At 48.5% G+C, this 20931-nt stretch carries 20 protein-coding genes; 6 read left to right on the forward strand and 14 right to left on the reverse strand.

All coding sequences use genetic code 11. The features are described from left to right. The first annotated feature begins 6 nt into the window (after positions 1-6). Positions 7-1080 carry an SGNH/GDSL hydrolase family protein gene (locus tag KA369_01940; protein MBP7734712.1) on the forward strand — a complete coding sequence of 358 codons (1074 nt, stop codon included), beginning with the start codon at positions 7-9 and terminating at the stop codon, positions 1078-1080. Positions 1081-1142: 62 nt separating this feature from the next. Here KA369_01940 and KA369_01945 read toward each other — a convergent pair whose 3' ends face one another. The 3 genes from KA369_01945 to KA369_01955 all read right to left on the reverse strand — a co-directional run bounded on the left by KA369_01945 (position 1143) and on the right by KA369_01955 (position 3501). Beyond that, positions 1143-1418 carry an acylphosphatase gene (locus KA369_01945; protein ID MBP7734713.1) on the reverse strand — a complete coding sequence of 92 codons (276 nt, stop codon included), beginning with the start codon at positions 1416-1418 and terminating at the stop codon, positions 1143-1145. Positions 1419-1544: 126 nt separating this feature from the next. Next, entirely contained in the window at positions 1545-2951 is a 1407-nt protein-coding gene (locus tag KA369_01950) for a B12-binding domain-containing radical SAM protein (GenBank protein MBP7734714.1), read from the reverse strand. 223 nt (positions 2952-3174) lie between these two features. Continuing rightward, entirely contained in the window at positions 3175-3501 is a 327-nt protein-coding gene (locus tag KA369_01955) for a hypothetical protein (GenBank protein ID MBP7734715.1), read from the reverse strand. 26 nt (positions 3502-3527) lie between these two features. Here KA369_01955 and KA369_01960 point away from each other — a divergent pair, with 26 nt between their 5' ends. After that, a complete protein-coding gene (locus KA369_01960) occupies positions 3528-4358 on the forward strand; it encodes a hypothetical protein (GenBank protein ID MBP7734716.1) in 831 nt (276 codons plus the stop codon). A gap of 39 nt (positions 4359-4397) precedes the next feature. Here KA369_01960 and KA369_01965 read toward each other — a convergent pair whose 3' ends face one another. The 7 genes from KA369_01965 to rpmH form a co-directional block, all read right to left on the reverse strand. After that, positions 4398-6203, reverse strand: coding sequence for a hypothetical protein (locus KA369_01965; GenBank protein MBP7734717.1), 1806 nt, complete (start codon positions 6201-6203; stop codon positions 4398-4400). 166 nt (positions 6204-6369) lie between these two features. Next, positions 6370-7725, reverse strand: coding sequence for a tRNA uridine-5-carboxymethylaminomethyl(34) synthesis GTPase MnmE (gene mnmE / locus KA369_01970; GenBank protein ID MBP7734718.1), 1356 nt, complete (start codon positions 7723-7725; stop codon positions 6370-6372). Positions 7726-7734: 9 nt separating this feature from the next. After that, positions 7735-8373 carry a protein jag gene (locus KA369_01975; protein MBP7734719.1) on the reverse strand — a complete coding sequence of 213 codons (639 nt, stop codon included), beginning with the start codon at positions 8371-8373 and terminating at the stop codon, positions 7735-7737. Positions 8374-8506: 133 nt separating this feature from the next. Further along, on the reverse strand, positions 8507-10165 hold the full coding sequence (yidC, locus tag KA369_01980) for a membrane protein insertase YidC (GenBank protein ID MBP7734720.1): 1659 nt from the start codon (positions 10163-10165) through the stop codon (positions 8507-8509). Between the two features lie 122 nt (positions 10166-10287). Further along, positions 10288-10554, reverse strand: a complete 267-nt coding sequence (gene yidD / locus KA369_01985) for a membrane protein insertion efficiency factor YidD (GenBank protein ID MBP7734721.1) — start codon at positions 10552-10554, stop codon at positions 10288-10290. Continuing rightward, on the reverse strand, positions 10535-10939 hold the full coding sequence (gene rnpA, locus KA369_01990) for a ribonuclease P protein component (GenBank protein ID MBP7734722.1): 405 nt from the start codon (positions 10937-10939) through the stop codon (positions 10535-10537). The genes yidD and rnpA overlap by 20 nt, the downstream gene beginning before the upstream one ends. An 8-nt stretch (positions 10940-10947) precedes the next feature. Then, entirely contained in the window at positions 10948-11106 is a 159-nt protein-coding gene (gene rpmH, locus KA369_01995; protein MBP7734723.1) for a 50S ribosomal protein L34, read from the reverse strand. A 311-nt stretch (positions 11107-11417) separates the two neighbouring features. Between rpmH and KA369_02000 the strand changes: the two genes are divergently transcribed. Continuing rightward, positions 11418-13559 carry a hypothetical protein gene (locus KA369_02000; GenBank protein ID MBP7734724.1) on the forward strand — a complete coding sequence of 714 codons (2142 nt, stop codon included), beginning with the start codon at positions 11418-11420 and terminating at the stop codon, positions 13557-13559. A gap of 111 nt (positions 13560-13670) precedes the next feature. Here KA369_02000 and KA369_02005 read toward each other — a convergent pair whose 3' ends face one another. Beyond that, positions 13671-14207 (reverse strand): hypothetical protein, encoded by a 537-nt coding sequence (locus tag KA369_02005; GenBank protein ID MBP7734725.1) that lies wholly within the window; start codon positions 14205-14207, stop codon positions 13671-13673. 364 nt (positions 14208-14571) lie between these two features. Between KA369_02005 and KA369_02010 the strand changes: the two genes are divergently transcribed. Continuing rightward, the gene (locus tag KA369_02010; GenBank protein ID MBP7734726.1) at positions 14572-14874 is read left to right on the forward strand and encodes a hypothetical protein; all 303 of its coding nucleotides are present in this window, start codon (positions 14572-14574) and stop codon (positions 14872-14874) included. 32 nt (positions 14875-14906) lie between these two features. Here the strand turns inward: KA369_02010 and KA369_02015 are convergent, their stop codons facing one another. From KA369_02015 to KA369_02025, 3 genes are read right to left on the reverse strand one after another with little or no spacing between them, the layout of a single operon-like run. Next, positions 14907-15845, reverse strand: coding sequence for a site-2 protease family protein (locus KA369_02015; protein ID MBP7734727.1), 939 nt, complete (start codon positions 15843-15845; stop codon positions 14907-14909). 56 nt (positions 15846-15901) lie between these two features. Further along, positions 15902-17107 carry a hypothetical protein gene (locus KA369_02020; GenBank protein ID MBP7734728.1) on the reverse strand — a complete coding sequence of 402 codons (1206 nt, stop codon included), beginning with the start codon at positions 17105-17107 and terminating at the stop codon, positions 15902-15904. Positions 17108-17110: 3 nt separating this feature from the next. Then, complete coding sequence (locus tag KA369_02025) at positions 17111-18622, reverse strand: LysM peptidoglycan-binding domain-containing protein (protein MBP7734729.1); 1512 nt, start codon at positions 18620-18622, stop codon at positions 17111-17113. A 219-nt stretch (positions 18623-18841) separates the two neighbouring features. On the opposite strand from KA369_02025, the gene gmd reads away from it, so the two are divergent. Both gmd and KA369_02035 read left to right on the forward strand, forming a co-directional pair. Next, positions 18842-19867: a GDP-mannose 4,6-dehydratase gene (gmd, locus tag KA369_02030; protein ID MBP7734730.1), complete on the forward strand. Its 1026-nt coding sequence runs from the start codon at positions 18842-18844 to the stop codon at positions 19865-19867. 45 nt (positions 19868-19912) lie between these two features. Continuing rightward, positions 19913-20797: a GDP-mannose 4,6-dehydratase gene (locus KA369_02035; protein ID MBP7734731.1), complete on the forward strand. Its 885-nt coding sequence runs from the start codon at positions 19913-19915 to the stop codon at positions 20795-20797. Positions 20798-20931 lie beyond the last annotated feature (134 nt).

Consider the following 20931-nt stretch of genomic DNA (forward strand, 5'->3'; position numbering starts at 1 on the left):
CCATCCGTGACAAAAAATTCTTCCATAAAAATACTGTCCCTTACTATATCGATAATGCTCCTCCTTTTCGGAGTAGTGGAACTTTCCTTACGTCTTTACCGGGCTTTTGATCCGGCCTTTATAATCACGCCCGATACGACCTATCTCCGTTACCGCGGCAGGCCCTGTTCCGAAGAGTTTAACGGGTTCAGGCTCAACTCCCGCGGCTACAAGGATATCGAATTCAGCGGACGGAAAAAGCCGGGTCACTACAGGCTAGTGGCCGTAGGGGATTCCCAGACCTATGGCGCCGTACCCTACGAGGACAGCTACATGAACCTCGTGGAGAAAAGGCTGCGTTCGGTCCATGGCAAATCAGAAATCCTCAACCTGGGGATACCCCAAGCTGGCCCGGTGGACTATCTGTCGGTCCTGGCTGATGAAGGATTCAGCCTGAACCCCGACATGGTCATTATACATTTCAACATATTTGACGACTTCAAAAATGGAGGAAAGCGCTTCAGGCTGTATTCATATTCAGCCGCAGCTACATGGATTAATGGATACATCGCCCGCATTATTAAACCGAAGGGCGCGATTTTCGGCTCCGGACCATACAGGGAAGGATTTTCACTGAGGAGCGATGAAGCATACCTGCAGCTCCTCCTTGACGCCCATGGGATGGTATTCAAAAAAAACAATGCCCGTTTCAACGATGATTTCAGGAGCTCATTTGATTTTATAACCAGGATAGACAGGGCCTGCAAAAAGAGAAATATAGCCCTGGCTGTTGTGATAATCCCGGCCGATCTCCAGCTCTATCCCCATCTTCAAAAAAAGGCATGGGCAGCCCTGAACGCATCAGAGGAGGATTTTGATTACAGAAAGCCGAACAGGATTCTTGCTGCCGAGTTAACGAAGCGCGGTATTCCTTACCTTGACCTGCTGGATTATTTTCTCCCGGAAATTAATAAATCTGGCAAGAGCGTCACCCAGGGAAACGATCCTCACTGGAACAGGTTCGGCAGCAGGATAGCAGCCGAGGCTGTCAGTCCCTGGCTTATCAGGCAGGTGAGTCTTCGTCTGCGCCCTGCGAAATGATGGGCAAGCAGTTCTCCCTGTTCCTGCAGGCAAGGATCCCCATAGGACTTTTTGAGGCTCCCTTAGAACTGGTAATCCCCCCGGAGAGAGCCCGAGAAGTCGGATACATCAACAGTTTCTATATGGCCGTAAAAAGAGAAATTTTTTGGATTGGTCGTAAGATCCGAGATATATTGTCTCACCAGATCCCCATCGTCAGTATTAAGAAGAACCCTGACAGAGCCGTCGGAGAGGTTGGATGCAGTGCCATGGATGCAATGGACGCGGGCATACTGGCTGCAGTAGGCTCTGCAGCAGACACCCTGAACCCTTCCATGGAGAATTATTTTTTTTGCCATATCACACGACTCCACCGGCCCCTGCAACAGGGGCCTTGCAGTACTATAGTACATTGCCGGCGACACGGAAGCAAGAATTTTTATTACAAAGGCATCACAGGGCAATCTAAGTCATGATCCCGGGTATCAAGCTTTTTCAACAGCAAGGGTTTCTTTTGTGCGATGCCGTTCGCTGGATTCCATGCGGGCAATATCTTTGAGATATTCACTGTTATTTTTCTTCCACCGGCGGTTTATGATCCTCGCATACACGGCTATGCCCGCGGCGATCCAGTTCTTGCGCAGCATCTTTCTTACGATTTCAGACAGGGAATAAAACCGCTCGTGGCTGTATGTCTGCGCCCGCTGCAGGCCTTTCAATGAAAAATGCAGGGGCCGGTACACGACATGGTGTGCGTCATACATTGACCAGTCGGGAAATACGATGCGTTTTTCCACATGCTTGTAGAACTCGGACCCGGGAAAAGGCGTCAACATGAGGAACTGCGCCGACGTCAGTTTCATCTTTTTTGCGTATTCCACGGTCATCTTGACCGAGTCCCACGTATCGCTGTCAAAGCCATGGACGAACATGCCATGGATATGTATGTTGAAGGAATGGATGATCCTGACGGCCTTTATGATATCGTCGACGGTCTGCTTCTTCTTCATCTCTTTCAGGCTTTCGGGGTTGAACGATTCGAACCCGATGAACAGGGTGTGGCAGCCGCTCCGTTTCATGAGGTCCAGAAGCTCGAGGTCATTGACGATATCCGCCCGCACCTGCGTGGACCACTTGAAGGTAAGCCCTTCGCGCAGCATGGCTTGCAGCAGCTCCTTGGCCCTTTTCCTGTTCGCGGCAAAATGATCATCGTAAAAGAATATCATTTTCCCGAGGCCCCTGTAGCGCCTCAATTCATCGAGGATATGCTCCGTGGACCGGTATCGGTATTTTTTCCCGAACATACCCGTAACGGAACAGAACGAGCAATCGTAGGGGCACCCGCGCGACGTCTGCACCGGAAGCACTTTAAGCTTCGAGCCGTCTTTCATGAGGGAAAAATCAGAAAACGGCAGCCGGTCGAGATCGTTCTCGAATTCACGCATCGGATTGTGCACGAAAAGATCGCCGTCCTTGTATGAAAGATTTGGCACCGATCGATAATCCCTGTCTGACTCCCAGGCATCGATGAACCGCATGAGAGGGATCTCTCCCTCACCCCGTATTACGAAATCAGCGTATTCAAGGGCCTCTTCGGGAAGAAAGGTCACGTGGGGCCCCCCCATGATAACGGTGATTCCCATGCGGCGTATCGTATTGGCAACGCTATAAGAATTGATCGATGTGGGAGTAATGGTGGATATTCCCACAATATCCGCGTCTGACAGCTCGTCATAATGTATCGAGGTCAGATCTTCGACGATTATTTGCGTATCCCAGCCGCGATTTTTCATCATCGTGGCCAGAATGAAAATTCCGATTCTCGGCAGGGCAAATTGCGTGAAGATATGTTCTCCCGGCGGTTTAGGTTCAATAAACACGATTTTTTTCATTGAAATTTCCTGTATATGGATATGATAAAAAAGACAGAAGTAAAGATTTATTGTTGCATCTTTTTTTTGATAAACAATAAAAATGATCTAAATGAAAATGTCATTAATAAAATCATGCCCTCGTAAAAGAATTGTTGCGATTGGATATATTCTTTCCGGTGCAGTACCGGCATTATTGTGCGCAATTATTCTGTCATGCTCATTTCTGAATTATAAGAAAAGTTCATGGGAAGGGATCCATGACGGCACCCTCCGCGTTTTCGTTCACTATAATTACATTGACGGCATTGACGGGAAAATCAATCGCGCCACCGATGATGTCTTGCTTGATACCGGCAGGATCAGGGCTGAAACCATTCTGGTGAGCTACCTGCGCATCCGCGGTGCCGGTTTTGAACAAGCCGCTGCCTGCCAGCGTCTTCTTCCCGGCATCCTCTCCGGTGGAATAATCCGCCATAAGTTCTGTCGCGATGATTACTGCGCCGCCTATATTGACTTTACCGTGAATGATTTTCTCAAGGCAGCAGATTGAATTGCTGAACCGGCCCATGCCTATGAAGAGGTTTGCAACTCCCTATGACTGATCCCGCGCACTTTCTTGTGAAAACCGGGGATGGTTCGTACACCCTCTACCTCCCTGAGTATGACGAGCATATGCATTCACTATCCGGGGCCTACGAGGAAGCACTGCTGAAGCATGTGCGCCCCTCCGGGATCCTTGGCCTGAATAAATCCGCTCTGCAGGTCCTCGATGTCGGCTTCGGCCTCGGGTATAACACCCTTGCATTGCTTGCCGAACTGGAGCGGGCCGGATACCTGGGCGTCGTCACTGTTTTCTCCCTCGAACGGGACCGATCATTGGCCGCCGCGTTGGCATCCATCACGTTTGATGATGATCGGGGCCGGCTCTATACCGCGCTGCAGAAGGCCTACATCGGGGGATCATCAACCGCCGGGAGCGCCTCGATTTCCGTTCTTTTCGGCGATGCCCGGGAGAACGTCAGGCCCCTGCCCGATGAAGCCTTTGACGCGGTGTTCTTCGACCCCTTTTCACCCTCTCGGAATCCGGAGCTCTGGTCCGTGGATTTCTTCAGGCAGATATACCGGACAATGAACGATCAGGCCGTGCTCACAACCTATTCCAGCGCTCCGCAGGTCCGCTCCGCCCTTCTCGAAGCCGGCTTTCTCATCGGCAGGGGACCCTCTGTGGGGGGCAAACGCGAGGGAACCATTGCTTCAAAAAGCAATATAATACCGGAGATAACCGCGCACGACATGGCCCTTCTCATGGCCAACAAGCGTGCTGTTCCCTACCGTGATCCTGAACTTTCCGCTGACAGGGAGACAATTCGTGGCAGGCGCAGTGATGAGATGAAGCAGTTTCATTCTGAGATCAATGATCAGTAAAATAAACAGCGGAATATTGATCCCGCGGCGAAGATTGTATTATAGCATATCATCGAGCTCTTCGAGGATCGACTTGCCCGATTTCTTTTCTGTTTTATCCTTGTCAGGGGATTCCTCTTTCTTCGATTCGCTCTTCATCTGCTCCAGCTCTTCCTTCCTGAATTCCAGATTTCCCGAGAGGTCCCCCTCCTGGCTCAGACGATAGGCGAAGGCAAGGGCGAAACAGTAAATGATATAAATGGCTTCGAAGATTTTCTTCCCATGGATCTTTTTCTCGCCTTCAATGGCGGGGTCAAAGAGGAGTTCTTCCTGGGGATTTTCAATGTATATCTGGTGACTGTCCATGTCCTCGAGGAGCATCTGCAGCTCCTGGACTATTTCCAGCATGTACCCATGTACAACTGACAAGGCGTTTTTGCCCAGGGTTTTCTTCTTTGTTTCCAGCGCTTCGATGCGCTTGGTGAATTCGATATACTGTGTGCTGCCCGCTGGCTTCTCATTCCTCGATTTTTCGTAATTGGCGAGCTCCTCCGCATATTCACGGAGGCTGTCGCTGCTCTTTCTCATCTTGTCGTAGAGTGTATTCAGTTTCGCCCTGAAATCGATTTTCGTGCGTGCGATAATATCGGTCCTGAACTTGATCTTGTTGGTCGTTAAAATGAAGGAATATTCCTTGTCAAACTCGTTAAAGAGCAGGTAGGTAATGAAAACCTTGTCGCCGTCGCTCACATGCTCGAAGAGCCGCTGCCGGTCATATTCCTTCCTGAGCTTCGCCATGTCCAGCATCGACATCATTTCAAGACCCTGACGTATAGCGTTCAGCCGTCCTTTATCGGCCTCGTTCTCCTCTTCTCCCTCTTCCTGTTTTTTGTTCGCGGCTGCTTCTTCCTGGACTTCGGCCACTTCATCAAAATACTGCGCCAGCTGCCTGTTTCCCGGTTTTTCAGCCTCTCCTATGCCCAGAATGCTCTCGATATCAGTATCATACAGTTCATAATACCGCCCCTGGTACAGGCAGAAAAGAAGGTGAAGCCGCGGCAAAAATTTATGGAACGTGATGAATAGATCGTTCCGTATCCTTCTTCTCATGGATGAGTAGGAATCGCCGGTCGTATCGCTCGATTTCCCATAATAATCGATGGCGCGTTCGAAGGCTGATTGAACGGAATTCTCAAAAGGATTGAGCACAAGGAGTTTTTTATACAGCAGCAGGATCTGTTCTTTCAGCTCCAGGGTCTTTTTCTGCAATTGGGGGAAATTGACATATTGTTCCGTTATCTGATCGGCGACTATTTTGTCGAAGAGGTTGCCGATCATCTCAATGAGCTCGAAATAAAGAGGTTTCATGCCATCGAGTTTTGCTGTTATGTTCCTGCCAACGGCGGGATTTTTCCTGAAAATTTCCAGGTACAGTATCTGGACATCCATCAGGGCCGGCTTGTAAATATTATTGAATTTCTTGAAGAACTTGTTGTTGAAATAATACCCATTGAAACCGGCGATGCCAAGGAACTTGAGCTTGAAACGGAGCTTCAGTCTCCCCATGAGAAGATCCAGAGCTCCGACTTCACTTCCCGATGCCGGTTTCTTTGCGGCTGTTTTTTTTGTTTCAACTGGCGCGGCCTTTTCTTGTTTTACTCTCTTGTTTGATGGCCGGGTTTCAACCCGTTTTAAGAACTGCTTCTGTTTTTCCCGATCAATGGTCAGGCGTGTCTGGACCTTTTTCTCCTTGACGACCTTGCCGCCGCTCTCCACGAATTTATCGAAGAGATTTTTCCTTGTCTGTTCATCAAGCCTGGAAACGCCGATATTCTCTTTCGTTTTGTCGATTTTTCCTTTATCCATACTATTTGACCGAACCGGGTTGAATGGGAAATGTTGAGATGTATTAAAGTACATCATAAAAGTAATAAGAAATTATGATCAATCAAAATTTCTTTTTTCCGCCAAAACGACCGTTATCCTTCCAGGGCAGTCGCCTTTTAACATCCGTTAAGGCTGCGCCGTGACATTATTTCCCTATGCAGAATCTGCTGAAAATGGAATCAAGAATATTATCAGGGGTGATTTCACCGGTAATGTCAGCAAGGATATCCATCAGAGATTGAAGCTCGAAAGCGATTATTTCGCCGGGAGCACGGGACGCAACAAGGTCTGATACTTTCTCCGAAGATGAAAGGGCATTCTTCAAGAGGCCGATGATACGCATGTCCGCAATGAAGGAATTCTCTACTTGAACAAAGTCATTTTTGATTCTCCTCGACAGGGCCTCCATCAAATCCTGCAGGCCTGCTCCGGTCACAGCTGAAAACAGCACCGTATCTTCCTGAAGCATTTCTTTGATGGAGGCAATATCATCGGCGCCGGCGACATCGGTTTTATTAATAAGGATGATCCTTTTTTTCTCCTTCGTTTTTTCCAGTATATTGCGGTCCGCATCGTTTATACCCGCACGGGCGTCAAGAACCAGAATGATAAAGGGCGACGATTCGATTTTCCTGTGGCTCAGGTCAATCCCCATTTTTTCGATCTCATCGCCCGGCGTGTCTATGCCTGCCGTGTCGACCAGGTTAACGTGCATGCCGCATATCTGGAAGGGCTCCCGGATGATATCCCGCGTCGTTCCCGGAATGCTCGAGACGATGGCCCGCTCCTGGTTCAGGAGGAGGTTCAGGATGCTCGATTTTCCCACATTGGGCTTGCCGGTGATCGTAATGTCAATGCCGTGGCTCAACTGCTCCCCCATGACGCACCGGTCCAGGAGATCCCGGATCAAATCCCTGATCCTCCCTGAAGCCGCAAGGGCCTCTTCAGCCGTGATGACTTCAATTTCCTGGTCGGAAAAGTCTATGCCCGCTTCGATATCCGCCTTGAATCCGGTTATGCTCTCCCTGATTTTTTGAATGACATCCCTCAGGGACCCGTGCATCTGCCGGAGGGACGTTTCAATCTCCCATTCGCTTTTCGCGGTGATGATATGGTTGATGGCTTCCGCTTCGGTGAGATCGATCTTGCCGTTCAGGTATGCCCGACGGGTGAATTCGCCCGGCTGGGCCAGCCTAATGCCGCTGCCGTTGAGGAGCATGATGATCTTTTTTACGATGAGCTGATTGCCGTGGCAGAAAATCTCCGCCATCTCCTCGCCGGTATAGCTCCGGGGCGCGGGATAATTCACGATGATCACATCATCGATCTGTCCGTCGCGATCCGTCAGGCTCCCGTAATGGGCGTAGCGCGGCTTCAGGTCTCCGGCAGCGGTGAAATGCGAAGCGATGGCCCTGTGCGTGTCAGGGCCGCTTATTCGTATGATCGCGATTGAAGAATTTACAGGAGGGGTCGCCGGAGCACAGATGGTGTCTTCAGTCATGGTTCCCGGTCATTGCTTCGGTATGATGGTCACTTTCCGGTAAATGCCCTGTCCTTCGCTCTTGGTCGTGACCCGGCTGTCGTTTTGAAGGGTCAGGTGTATCAGGCGCCGCTCGAAGGGATTCATCGGCTCCAGGGTCCATGGTTTCCCCGATTTTATCACCTTGAAGGCGATGTCCTTGGACATTTTCCTGAGGGCCCGCTCCCGCTTGGCCCGGTACGATTCTATGTCCAGTATGATTTTCTTATCGCTGCCGGTCTTATGGTTGACGATAAGGTTCACCATGAATTGCAGGGACTCCAGCGTTTTCCCTTTCCGTCCGATGACCAGACCAGAGCTGTTCTTGCTTTCAAGCTCAATATACACCTTTGACTCGCCTTCCTTGACATCGGATATTCTGCAGTCAAGCTCCATCTTGCTGAAGATATTCCCGATGACGTCCCTGATGGCATCGGCGATATCCTTGGTGTCTATATTATAATACAGCCTGATCTTGGCCGGCCTGGAAACCCCGAAACCGAAAATGCCGCTCTTTCCTTCATCGATGACTTCTATATTGATTTTTGAGGAATCGGTGATCCCCAATTCCGCAATGGCTTTTTTTGTCGCGTCGTCAACGGTCCGTCCTTCCACTTCTATAACTTTCATCATTGACCTCCTAATTGAGTAAGAACTCTATCTATTTTTATTCGTTACAGTTAATAGCCGAATCGTCGCCCCTTATCGTCCGCCTCTGCGGGATATCCATGACATCCGGATAAAAACGGGGCGACGCCCCCCATCAGCTTGCCTTCTCCATTTGTGAACGCTTATTGATGATCAGCTGATGTGCTATCTGAAAAATATTCTGCAGGGCCCAGTAGAGGACGAGACCCGAAGGCATGCTCCAGAATATGAAAATGAAGATCAGCGGCATCATCATCATCATCATTTTCTGCTGGCCCCCGGTATCGACCGTGCTCAGCTTCGACTGGAAAAATGTCGAAACGGTCATGATAATGGGCAGAATGTTCAGGTTGAACCCGGATATGGTAAGCACCGTATCGGGCATCGACAGGTCTTTCATCCAGAAGATGAAGGGTGCCTGCCAGAGGTCGATCGAATCGATGAGGGCGCTGTAGAGGGCGAAGAAGAACGGCATCTGCAGAAGAAGCGGCAGGCAGCCGCCCATGGGGTTGACCTTGTTCTCGCGGTAGAGCTTCATCATCTCTTTCTGCATCTGGTCCGGCTTGTCCTTGTACTTCGCCTTCAGCTCATTCAGCTTCGGCGTGAGCTGCTGCATTTTTTTCATCGATTCCGTTGATTTGATGGTCAGCGGCATGAACACGACCTTGGTCAGGATCGAGAAGATGACCAGGGCCCATCCCAGGTTGCCGATAAGTTTGTTGATCGAGATGAGGCACCAGATGACAAAGTCCCTGATCGGCTCGATGAGGGAGTTCACATCGGCGGCGTCCACGATCGCCTTGTCGAAGGATGCGAGCTTTTTCTTTTCTTTCTCGCCCAGATATACCTTGAAGGATTTCTTGATCTCTTTCCCCGGTTCGAGTTTATTGAGGCCGATATACATGCCGGTACGGAAGCCGGCATCTTTACGGTTATCATGAATGACGCTTTTTCCGGCCCCGTCTTCCGGGATCATGATAAGGAGAAAATACCTGCTCATGATGCCGGCCCAGTTTATCGCTCCCGTCTCTTTTACAAGGGCATCGCCGCCGGAGGAGGATCCACATCCCAGGAAAAAGCCCCCGCCCCCCTTGTCGGCTTTTTTAAAGCTGCCGCCGATCGAGTACACGCTCATGAGCCTGTTGTAGGTGTTGGTGTAGTCCAGGGTCGGGCCCAGGATCTCAGCCGGGGAAACCATGGCTGATCCGTTCCTGAAGGCTATTTCATTTTTCCCGTTGTTTTTCAGCCGGTATTCTATTTTAAATCCGTACCCGTCGTTCTGGAACAGGTATGTTTTTTCTATGCGGACCGGATTGCCGTCCATCTGGATATCGGTAAAAAAAGTTATCCTGTTGCCGTCCTCGCGGACCAACCAGAGCGCGTTGCTCAGATTATTGCCCTTAACAAACTCGTCGTCATTGAAGCTCATGGAAAAATCAAGGGCTCCCCTGGCGTTGAAGGGATTCTTTTTCACAATCAGATCGATATTGCGCTCCAGATAGGTGCACCCTGTGATGGCGGCGCCCTTTGTCGAGAGGGTCATTGCGTATTTCTTGGTCTTTACTGATATATCTTTCTCGGCTCCCTTGTTCCCGGTGGCGACAATGTTCATCGCACCCTCGGTTTTCCCGGTTTTCTCCCCTTCTATTGCCTTGGCGGATTCCGTTTTGACAGCCTCAGGTTTTTTCGCCGGTTTGTCAGGCTTGAAGAAAATAAAATAGCCTCCCCATATCACTGCTATCAGCAAGATGGCGATAATATTCTTTTTATCCATGGTCATTATCCTTTTTCAATTGATTGATGGGCGAGAATCCACAGGCCGTTACGGGCCCCGCGTATCATTCCGTTACAGGAATATGGTCCGGCATTGATTCTTCAGGAGGGCTGGGTACGTATTTATTTAAAGAAATGAAACGTTTCAGGGACAGGGTCAAAGCCCCCTTCATTCAACGGGTGGCATCGGAGAATTCTACGCGCTGACAGATAAGAGCCTTTGACCGGGCCATGCTTTGTTATCGCATCTATTGCGTAGGCAGAGCATGACGGATAGAACCTGCAGGACCGGGGTAATATCGGGGATATAAAAGCTCGATAGACACTAATCATTAATATAATGATATTTGAGAATAATGTTCGCACCATATTATACGGATTTATGCGCATTAGTGTTAAGCAATCCCGCCCTTGTAAATAGTGTAATGATAATCCGTTTCTGGTCTTCAAACGTATAATTACTAAAATCACTATCGATCCTGATTATTATGAAAAAACCTTCCTTAAAATCGCTCAATAACTCGGTGCAGATCGCGCGTATTCTTCTTTTAGCCTTGTTCCTGATATGTGACTTCCCAAATGATCGTGTCAGTGCTATTGCGATTTTTATATTCTTGATTCTATGTAATCCGTTGCCGCTGTTTTCAGGTTTCACATCTTCACGTATTTTGGATTTGAGAGTATATACCCGAATACCCGTGTCCTGTATTCTTCTGCCTTTGAGATAAACGTCCTTAAATAAATTCCTTCCTTTTAAAGAATAAATGCTCTTCACGATAATTATTATTTCGGTAACCGCCGCTCGTCTGAAACCGTCAATTTATACCGCCCTTTGGCCCTTCTTTTGCTCAAAACTTCACGTCCCTCGGCGGTGCTCATGCGCGACCGGAATCCATGCTTCCTGTACTTTTTTACTGTGCTCGGCTGAAATGTCCTTTTCATAATGATTCACCTCGTATATATAAACATCAGTTACATTCTATTTTAGGAAAGCTGATCAGAAAATAGTGAATGTACTATTTTAAAAAGAATCCCTTTTTGTCAATAAGATTAATAAAAAAACTAAGTCAGAACTACATCTGATATCTCTGTTCAGTTCTCTTCTTTCACTTCTTTTAAAGTATCTTTCTTGTTCATTCTGTTACAAAGTTTCCAATTCTAATGTGACATAAAATTTTGATTGACAAATAATTTGCAGTGTATATTTTTTTTACCTGTAAACCCATTTACGAATCAACATCGGAGTCAGTATCATGATTGTTAACATCATAACCTGTGTGGTCTGCCTGGCCATGTTAATCCTTTTCAGGAAGCTGGACAGGACAAACATCAAGATGGCAAAACTCCGGAGATACTCCTCCCGTCTCTTTGATGAATTCAAAAATCTTGCTGAGACCGAAAACCGCCGCTTTAACGATGCCACCATCGAAATGGACATCATGCTCAAGAAATCAAGCGGCCTGGCGAAAATAATCAATTCTTCCGTCAAGGAGATAGAGGCGAAGCTCCAGGGACTCGACATTGAGAAAACAAATCTTAAAAAAGTGGAAGATGACATAAGGATCATATCCCAATCAGCCCGTGACGTCAACAAGCAGATCGAATTCATCGCCGGCGCCAAGGAAAGCTTCGCCGAACTGTCCCTCAACATGAATTACCTGAAGGATTCGATCAAGGACCTGAAAGGCGAAAGCGCCGATATTCTTCAGAATTTCAGCACCCGCCTCAAGGAGCGGTCCCGGGAACTGACCGCCGAATTCACCGACCAGATGAACAAGCTCCGCGAATCAATCGAGAACAAGGAGGACATCCTCGTCAACAACAGCCGCCAGAAGCTCATAGACCTGACTGAATCCTTCGAGCGGGCCATTGCCGACATGGACCAGCGCGTGACCGACACCGGCGAGATTCTTCTGCAGAATTTCAAGGTGAGAATCGACGGTGTGGCCAAGTCGGTGGAAGGGGCCTCCAATCTCCAGAACCAGATCGAGGTTCTGAAGATCAACCTGACCGATCTTGAAGGCAAGGTCTTCTCCGACATCAAGGAGCGCAGCGCCGCCGTGGAGAATGAAATCCAGAATTCCATCAAGGTCCTCTACAACAAGGTCAGCACGGTCGAAATCAACATGAACGACTCAAAATCGAAATTGATAAAGTCCTTCGAAAGCGAGGTCGACAAGGTGCGGAACGAGCTGGACAACCTGAGCATTCACGCCATAACCAAGCGCGACGAGATCGTCCAGGCTTCACGGCGCGAGGCGGAAGATATCAAGAAAGTAATAAACAATTTCGAAGAGCGCTTCATGGAATTCGAGACAAAGATAATCAACACCGCCGACGCCAAGAACAATGAACTGCGCAAAAGCGGCGAACAGATTAAAGAAGAGTTTGACACCATGGAGAAACGTCTTGGCGACATCAAATCGGAAATACTCAATTACGAGGACCAGAACAAGATATTCACGAAGACCGAGACCCTCATGCGGGACGTCGATGCCGCAGTGGACAAATTGAACCGCATGCTCCAGGAATCCCAGAAAGAAGCCCTGCACCTGGAGAAGTTCTTTGCCGACATGGACCACATCAAAGAGCTTTCGAAGGATTTCGACCGCGAGATACGGACCTACCAGAACAAGAAGGAAAAGCTCGCAGACATCGAAAGCGAAATACGGACCCTCCAGGACATGAGCGACAACGCCATGGAAAAGACGGCGGCCTTCCATGACCAGTTCAGTAAAATCGACGCGGTCAGCTCCAAGATTGACGCCCTTGTTGAAAGCTACGCCGGCCTTGAGGCAAGGATACGGGAGCTCCATGAATACGAGGACGTTATAACGCGGAACCTGGATTCCGTGAACAAGGCCGATATCCTGATCCAGTCGGTCGAGGGCAAAATCAACGCCTTCCAGAAGGTCGTTGACAAATCGGAAAAGAGGGTCGACAAGATCAACCAGAACATTCGCGGGGTCGAGGAGAACCTGCTCATCCTCAAAACCCGCGAAACCGACGTCAAGGAGATCAAGGACAAGTTCAACGAGCTGGACGGCCTCTCGGAAATCATGGAGGTCCGCGTGAAGCAGATCCAGGCCATGTTCAGCAAGGTTGAAAAGCTCCGCGACGAGATCAGCACCACCGACAACAGGCTCCAGGAGCTTTTCAGCGAAACGGACAAGAAGATGCGTCAGTTCGCCGATTTCATCCAGGCGGTCGACAATAACAATCCGATCCTGAAACAGGTCAAGGGAAATCCTTCGGGGCCGAAAAACATCAATGATAACGTCATACGCACGGTCCGCGACCTGTCCAACAAGGGATGGACCTCCGATGAAATATCGCGCAAGCTCATGATGGACGAAAATGCCGTGAGATTGATCATAAACACGACTTCTCTCTAGACGAATAAGTTGTTTTCCTATTGAACACCGGGGGCAAACGAGAAGCCCGTCCTTCGTAAGGGACGGGCTTTTCGTCATAGATCATCATACTGCATTGCAGCATTTTTATTGTTAATTGCCCATCATTTTCTTTTCAACTTCCTTAATTATCTGGGCATCGGTCTGTTTCTTCCTGAGGACGATGCGGAACTTGATGTACATGTTATTGGGCTGTATGGTTTTCTTCGGGAATTTAAAGGTCCACCGCTGGAGATCATCCAGGATGAGATTGTCCAATTCTATCAGGTTCAAGGGCTTGTAGGGCCGCACTTTCATCAGGGTGCCACGATCGGGGAAGAGGGAAATGTGATACATCCCTTCCCGGTACTCGTCGATTTTATCGTATTTCCTTATTTCATCGCAGATATACTTGTCGCCGCCGGGGTCCTTGTCCCGCTCAATTGTATCCTGATGGTCCGTCTGTACCACGGTATACTTGTTGGACATGATAAGGACCCGGAAGGTTTCCTTGTTGTCTCCCTTTTCAAACGGCGCATCCAGAAACCGCTTGTTGGCTGATTCAAGTTTTCTCTCCTCTGTGCTTGTACAGGAAAGCATTATTGCCAGGCCCGGAATTAAAAGACTGATAATCGCTCGACTCTTTTTCATGTATACTATCTCAATCCTCATAAAATGATAAACGAAGCCACATGGCTATACCGGCATTGGAATGCAACCATTATTTAAAATACAAAGAATTATGAATATATCGAAAAAAATATTTCAATTTATAATAAAAAATTTTTCTTCATATTATTAAATAGGGATTCCCATTAACATAAGATAAATCGACTCTATTCCATCCAGAAATTATGTGTATTTGTCCATTGTTGTATAGTATGATGCTCCTACCCTGGATATTGTGTCGTGCTATTATAAAATAATCTTTACGTTTATCGTCAATCATGAATGTAATGGTGTTCGGGTTCCACTAATGTCGCTCGAATTTCCTATAACCGCGAGGTGACTCACCATGACGTTTCTCATGCTTGCCGTCTTGACATTTCTGGTCGTTCTGGTTTTCAAAAAATATAAATCTGTAGCTTCAGTCATAATAACCATTCTGTTGGCATTCATGATCACAACAGCGGTCCTGGTCGCAGGATTGTACAGCCTTGACGGCAATCAGTTCTTCAATTTCTTCAATTCAACCATCGGACGCGATGAATTATATCATCTCATGGCGGCATGGTATGGGGCGGATATTTTCTGCTCGGTGTTGATAGTCAGAAATCATATCGCGTATCGTAAGGTAAACTCACCGCAGCATAAATGATCATACGTGTGTCTCTAATGGGGGAATCATCGCTACAGAAAATTCACCGGCACCGGGACAAAGGTGACGATGAGTATAATCATGCAGAGCCAGCCGATAGCTTTTTCCACCGGGGTCAGCGGCGTCTCCACCGGTATTTCCGGATGGGCGACCATGAGGAAGAGGAGCGTCAATACAATCCACACAACCCAGCCCTGCCATATAAAGGAAAGTACGCACAGACCAGCCAGGGAGAGCCACCCGAATATTTTCTGTTTTTTCCCGATCAGGGCATAGAGGATATGGCTTCCGTCAAGCTGGCCGATCGGCATCAGGTTAAGGCTGGTTATGAGAAAACCTATCCACCCGGCCCAGGCATAGGGCGACAGGTAGATATCATGGCCGGCGGGAATCGATCCGTGAATAAGCTTCACAAAAAATGCAAACAACAATGAATCTCCGAAAACGGGCATCATCATATCGCCCTTGACGACAGGGAGGGGCTTGATATCGGACAGATAGATTCCGCCGATCACCGCCCCAAGGCTCAGGATAAAACCTGGCAGCGGCCCCATCGCCCCGATGTAGAACAGGGCCCGCCGGTTTGGGATGGGCGATCGTGTCTTTATAACAGCCCCCATGGTGCCGATGATGGATGGGAATGGAATAAAATAGGGAAGGGTTGCGTCCACGCCGAACTTGCGGGCGGCACAATAATGGCCGAATTCATGAAACAGGAGTATGGCTATGAGCGTGGCCGAATAGGGAAGCCCGCTGATAAAGGCGTCCACCATGGATTCGCTATCCGAAGCACCGGCGAAGGTGGTGCTGAAAAAGGTTATAATAAAAAGCAGTATATTGATAATGGGCTTGTTCCGTGCCTTCGGCCGCTCAAGGGGGAGATCCGGGGTCCGGTAATGGGGCCGCTGACCCGTATTGAGCCGCTTAAGATAATTTTGCCCCCATACCCTGATTGATTGTATCATCTTCATAATGGACATCACCGGTCAATTGTGTCTCTGCAACGTGATTCATACCGGGCAGGAAGTCATTCCGCTATCCTGCTGTATACCGAGATTTTTTTTCGTATGTATTCAGGCGAGTATTCATTGGCCAGAGATCCCCTGGCGTCAAGAAGATTCCGGTACAGCGCTATGATCTCCTTGGCGGTTTTAGCCAGTTCAATATTTTTGCTTTTCACCGTTGTTACGCTGGTGACGAACAACTTTTTCAGATACAGCGATATAAAGCGATTGCCGTCTGGCGAAAATATGACGTCTTCCCCTTCAAGCCCGATTGTTATGTTTTCAAGATGCCTCACGTCATAGGCATGGATGACCTGATCCTGAAGGAACGATATCATTTTGGGAAATACCGAAAATTGGATGTTCGTGTTCAGGGAATTTCCGAGCAGTTCCGTCGACCTCTGTGTCGTCGTGTCATAAAGATGCACCGAAAAATTGCCTGCATACCCTTTCCGGTAGACCAGCAGTGCGTTATCGACCCAGTACAGTTCGCTCGCGGAAGTCATTCCGGGAATGCGCCACGACCTTCCCGAGGAGATCACTTTGCCCTGATAGGCGCCGCCGCTCCCGCTCGCCACGACAATCTTTTTTCGGTTCGGCGACAGCACTGCGATCACCGGGGAGCCGGCCTGAATGATATCAGCGTACTCCTTCCGGTAAAGCACAATGACCTTCCTCCCTGATTCCGGAAAATACTCCGCGATACCGTCTTTCGTTTCCACCAAAATGGTATTGCCGCCCGGAGCCACGGAAAAATCGAGAAAGGGGTAGGTCGATTCAAGGGTGACCGCCGATTTTGCCGATAGGTCCAGGACCTGCGTTTCACCCCGCGGCATGGAATTCTCTCCTTCAACCAGCCGCTTGATAAAGAGATATCTCCCGCTGGCGCTGTTCTTAAAGGCGGTGATGGTCCCCTGTATCCTGAATAATTCAATGGTCCTGCGTGATGCTCTGTTGAAAGAATAGATGACGTTGAGCCGGGGTAATTCCTTGACATAGAGAATACTGTTACCGTCTCCCCAGCAGGAGAAGATCACGTCACGGTCGATGAACTGGGAGCCAGCCTTCTGGTACGCCTCGACCTTCTTTTCAATGAGCCTGGCGTACAGGTTCGAATCCCCGTTGATATACAGGGAATCAAGGTTGATATCACGGGCGTGCAGGGACGACGACAGACAGGTTGCTATAATGACACAGGATATATATGCTCTGAAAATAAAATGTTTCACAAACTATTCTTTTACTTCCTCATCAACTGTTTCCTTCGGGACATCGTCGGTTTTTTCCTTTTCAGGCTCTTTAGTCCCGGAAGTCTCTTTCTCTGATGTTTTTTCTTCAGATGTCTCTTTCTCCGGCACCTCTTTTTTTTCCGGGATTTCAGGTATTACAAACTTCTGGCCCGGGAATATAAGATCCGGGTCCTTGATCTGGTCCTTGTTGGCCATGTAGATCAACGGCCACAGCTTGGCGTTCCTGTATACCTTGTGGGCTATCCTCCACAGGCAATCGCGTTTTTTCTTGTTGTAGACGACCTTATATATCGCTTTTCCCTCCAGTTTCTGCAAAAATCCCTTATGCTTTGATGCATCCTTTTCGCCGGCAATGCCGAGAGAATAGAGGAGCGATTCCGCTTCGTTGTATTTTGAAATGCTTTCCTTGTAGGAGCCTCCCTCGAAAAGTTTGTTGCCGTCCGATATCATTGTCGCCGCGCTATCGGTCTGATCTTTATACTGGTTCTTGGTGTCCCGCGTGCGGGTTTCATCGAGAAGCTTTTCAACGGACCTGGCCTTGTCCTGGGCGATACCCTTTATGGTCTTCTCTTTAGCTATGGTCAGGGAACTTTCGGCATCGGCTATCTTTTTGTTGGCCTCATCGGTCTTGTCCTGGTCAAGGAGGGAATCCGCCTCATTGAGAGCGGCAACAACGACTTCGATGTCCTCTCCCGCAAATTCAGATCCCCGCTCTTTTTTCAGGGCATCAACCTCTTTGCGCAATTGTGTTATCCGTTCCTTTGACGAAAGTTTCAGCACCGCGACCTGGACTTTTTTTACGGCCTTCTCTGATTCCGCGATGAGGGGAACCGCTTCCTTGACGTTGTTCTGGGCAATAAGGGTGCCGGCCTTGTCGCAATTGGCCCCTGCAGCTGCCAGGTCCTGCTTCTGCTGGTCGGATAGGTTCTTTGAGTTGAGTTCTTCTATCTCTTTTTTTATTCCGCCGATAGTTTCATTCAGCTGAGGCACTTTCGCGAGACACAGTTCTTTCGTTTCTTTTCCCAGGGCCACCGCGTCCTTTGCCTTCTGGAAGGCTTCCCACAATTTTTGATCGCCCTTGAGCTTTTCAGATTCTATGATGGCGTTGCCCGTCTGGGCATATTTCTCGGATGCGAACTGTTCGGCGTTCAGCGCTTCCGATTCCTTGTACAGCGTTTTCGCCTCGACTAAAGTATCATCGGTAATCTTCGGCAGCGAGGTCTGTATGGCCAGATCCGCAAAGTTTGCAGATTCAATGGCGGCCTTCTTGGCGTTGCTCCCTTTTTTGTCGACCATGGAATCATGGCTGAGCTTCAGCTGTTCCGTTGCTTTCGCGTAATTGTCAGGATCATATTTCTCGGCATTGACCTGGCGGGCCTTTTCAATGGTGGTCCTGGCCTTCACCATTTCCTTAATCGGGACTTCAACATCGCACGATACAAAAAATATCGTTATGCATGACAGGATGAGTATGTTCAATTTGTGAGCTGCCATAGAACCCTCTCAAAGATTTGATTATACTGTCCTTATAACGCTTTTATTTTTTCATGTCAATGCTTTTCTCGGTTACGGACCTCATCGCGGTCCTGAATTCATGACGCGGAAAATGATCATTGACAAATAATGATCCCTATCCATAATCTGGATCAGTCTCATTAAAAGAGCCATAGCATTACAATTACGTTTTTTATTTGTCACGAGGTATTTTATAATATGTCAAAAACCGCATTTATCACTGGAATCACAGGCCAGGACGGCGCCTATCTTGCCGAACTGCTGCTGAAAAAAGGATATAAAGTCTATGGAGGATATCGTCGGACCAGTTCCCCTAATTTCTGGAGAATCGAGGAACTCAATATTAAAAACGATGTTGAGCTCATGGAAGTGGACATCCTCGACACCGGCAACTTGATTCGAACATTCGACAAGATTAAGCCGGAAGAAGTTTACAATCTGGCGGCCCAGAGCTTCGTGGCAGTATCCTTTGAGAAGCCCGTATTGACCGGGGAAATAACAGCCATCGGCGTAACGCGGGTCCTTGAAGCGATCAGGATCGTCGATCCGAAGATAAAATTCTACCAGGCCTCCAGCTCGGAGATGTTCGGGCTGGTGCAGGAAATTCCGCAGAAGGAAACCACACCTTTTTATCCGAAAAGCCCCTATGCCACGGCCAAGCTGTACGGCCACTGGCTCACGATAAACTACCGCGAGTCATACAACATCTTCGGCTGCTCCGGGATCCTTTTCAACCATGAGTCCCCCCTCCGCGGAATAGAATTTGTAACGAGAAAAGTAAGCGACGCCATCGCCCGGATCAAGCTCGGGAAGCAGGATTCTTTCGAAATAGGCAACATGGACGCCAAGCGCGACTGGGGTTTCGCAAAGGAATATGTCGAAGGAATGTGGCTGATGCTGCAACAGCCGAAACCGAAGGATTACATACTCGCCACCAATGAAAATCATTCGGTCCGCGAGTTCATAGAACACGCCTTTAATCACGTCGGAATCACCATCGAGTGGAAGGGGTCCGGTGTCAATGAAAAGGGCCTTGATGCAAAGACCGGCAAGACATTGGTCCAGATCAATCCCAAATATTTCCGCCCCGGCGAAGTTGACCAGCTCCTCGGAGATTATTCGCTGGCTAAAAAAGAGCTCGGCTGGGAGCCTAAGGTCAAATTTAAAGAATTAGTGCAGATCATGGTCCAGTGTGACCTTGAACGGGTACAGCAATCCCGATAAATTGCCACGGTTATGGGTACCTCGCCTGTAACAATGAGTAAAACCATGAACATTGTTATTACCGGCATCAATGGTTTTGTTGGAACAATACTGCGGCGCATGCTGGAGGAAAAGGGATATCGCGTCTCCGGAATTGATATCCGCAGCAATGACGAGAATGTTCACGCCGTTGATATTACCGACCATGAAGCGGTATTACAGAGTATCCAAAAGCTTGCCCCTGATTTTATTTTTCATCTTGCCGCAATATCCAGGGTTGATTACGCGAACCCGTCGCAGCTGTATTCGATTAATGTGACCGGCACCCTGAACCTTCTTACCGCAGCGTCGCACCTGTCGACAAAACCGCGTTTCCTCCTGGTAAGCTCTTCGCAAATCTACGGTATTGTTGAAGAAGCAAGCCAGCCTATTTCAGAAAAGTCCCCGATAAACCCGGTCAATCACTATGGAGCGAGCAAGGCATCGGCGGAACACCTGGTCAAGGTATTCCACCATGAATATGGCATCCCTACAACGATCGTCAGGCCCTTCAACCATATCGGGCGCGGTCAGGATCCGCATTTCGTGATACCCAAAATAGTCAAATCAATTAAGGATAAAAAAAGCAGCATCCAACTGGGCAATCTCAATGTCATGAGGGACTTCCTGGACGTACGTGATGTGTGCGACGCCTATATCCGCATCATGGAAGACTTTAAAGACGGCAGCATTTTCAATATCGCCAGCGGAACGGCCTATAAAATAGCCGACCTGGTATTGATGATCCAGGAGATAGCGCATATCAAGCTGAATATTGAGCATTCAGATTCATTATTCCGCAAAAAAGAGATTGTAAAATCCATAGGTGACAGTTCATTTTTCAAAAAACAGTATAACTGGCAGCCGGTCTACAGCATTCGGGACAGTCTCGAGTGGATGATATCGGAATAGTATCTCGCGGGAATCCAACGAGGAACACTTTCTTTTATCCTCTTAATTGAACGCCAAATAATTTTTTTGTCTTGACTATATTTAAAATACGACTATACGTTGCACCCCAGCTAAATCGGCAATAATATTCTTGA

Source organism: Spirochaetota bacterium, assembly GCA_017999915.1.
Taxonomy (GTDB): domain Bacteria; phylum Spirochaetota; class UBA4802; order UBA4802; family UBA5550; genus RBG-16-49-21.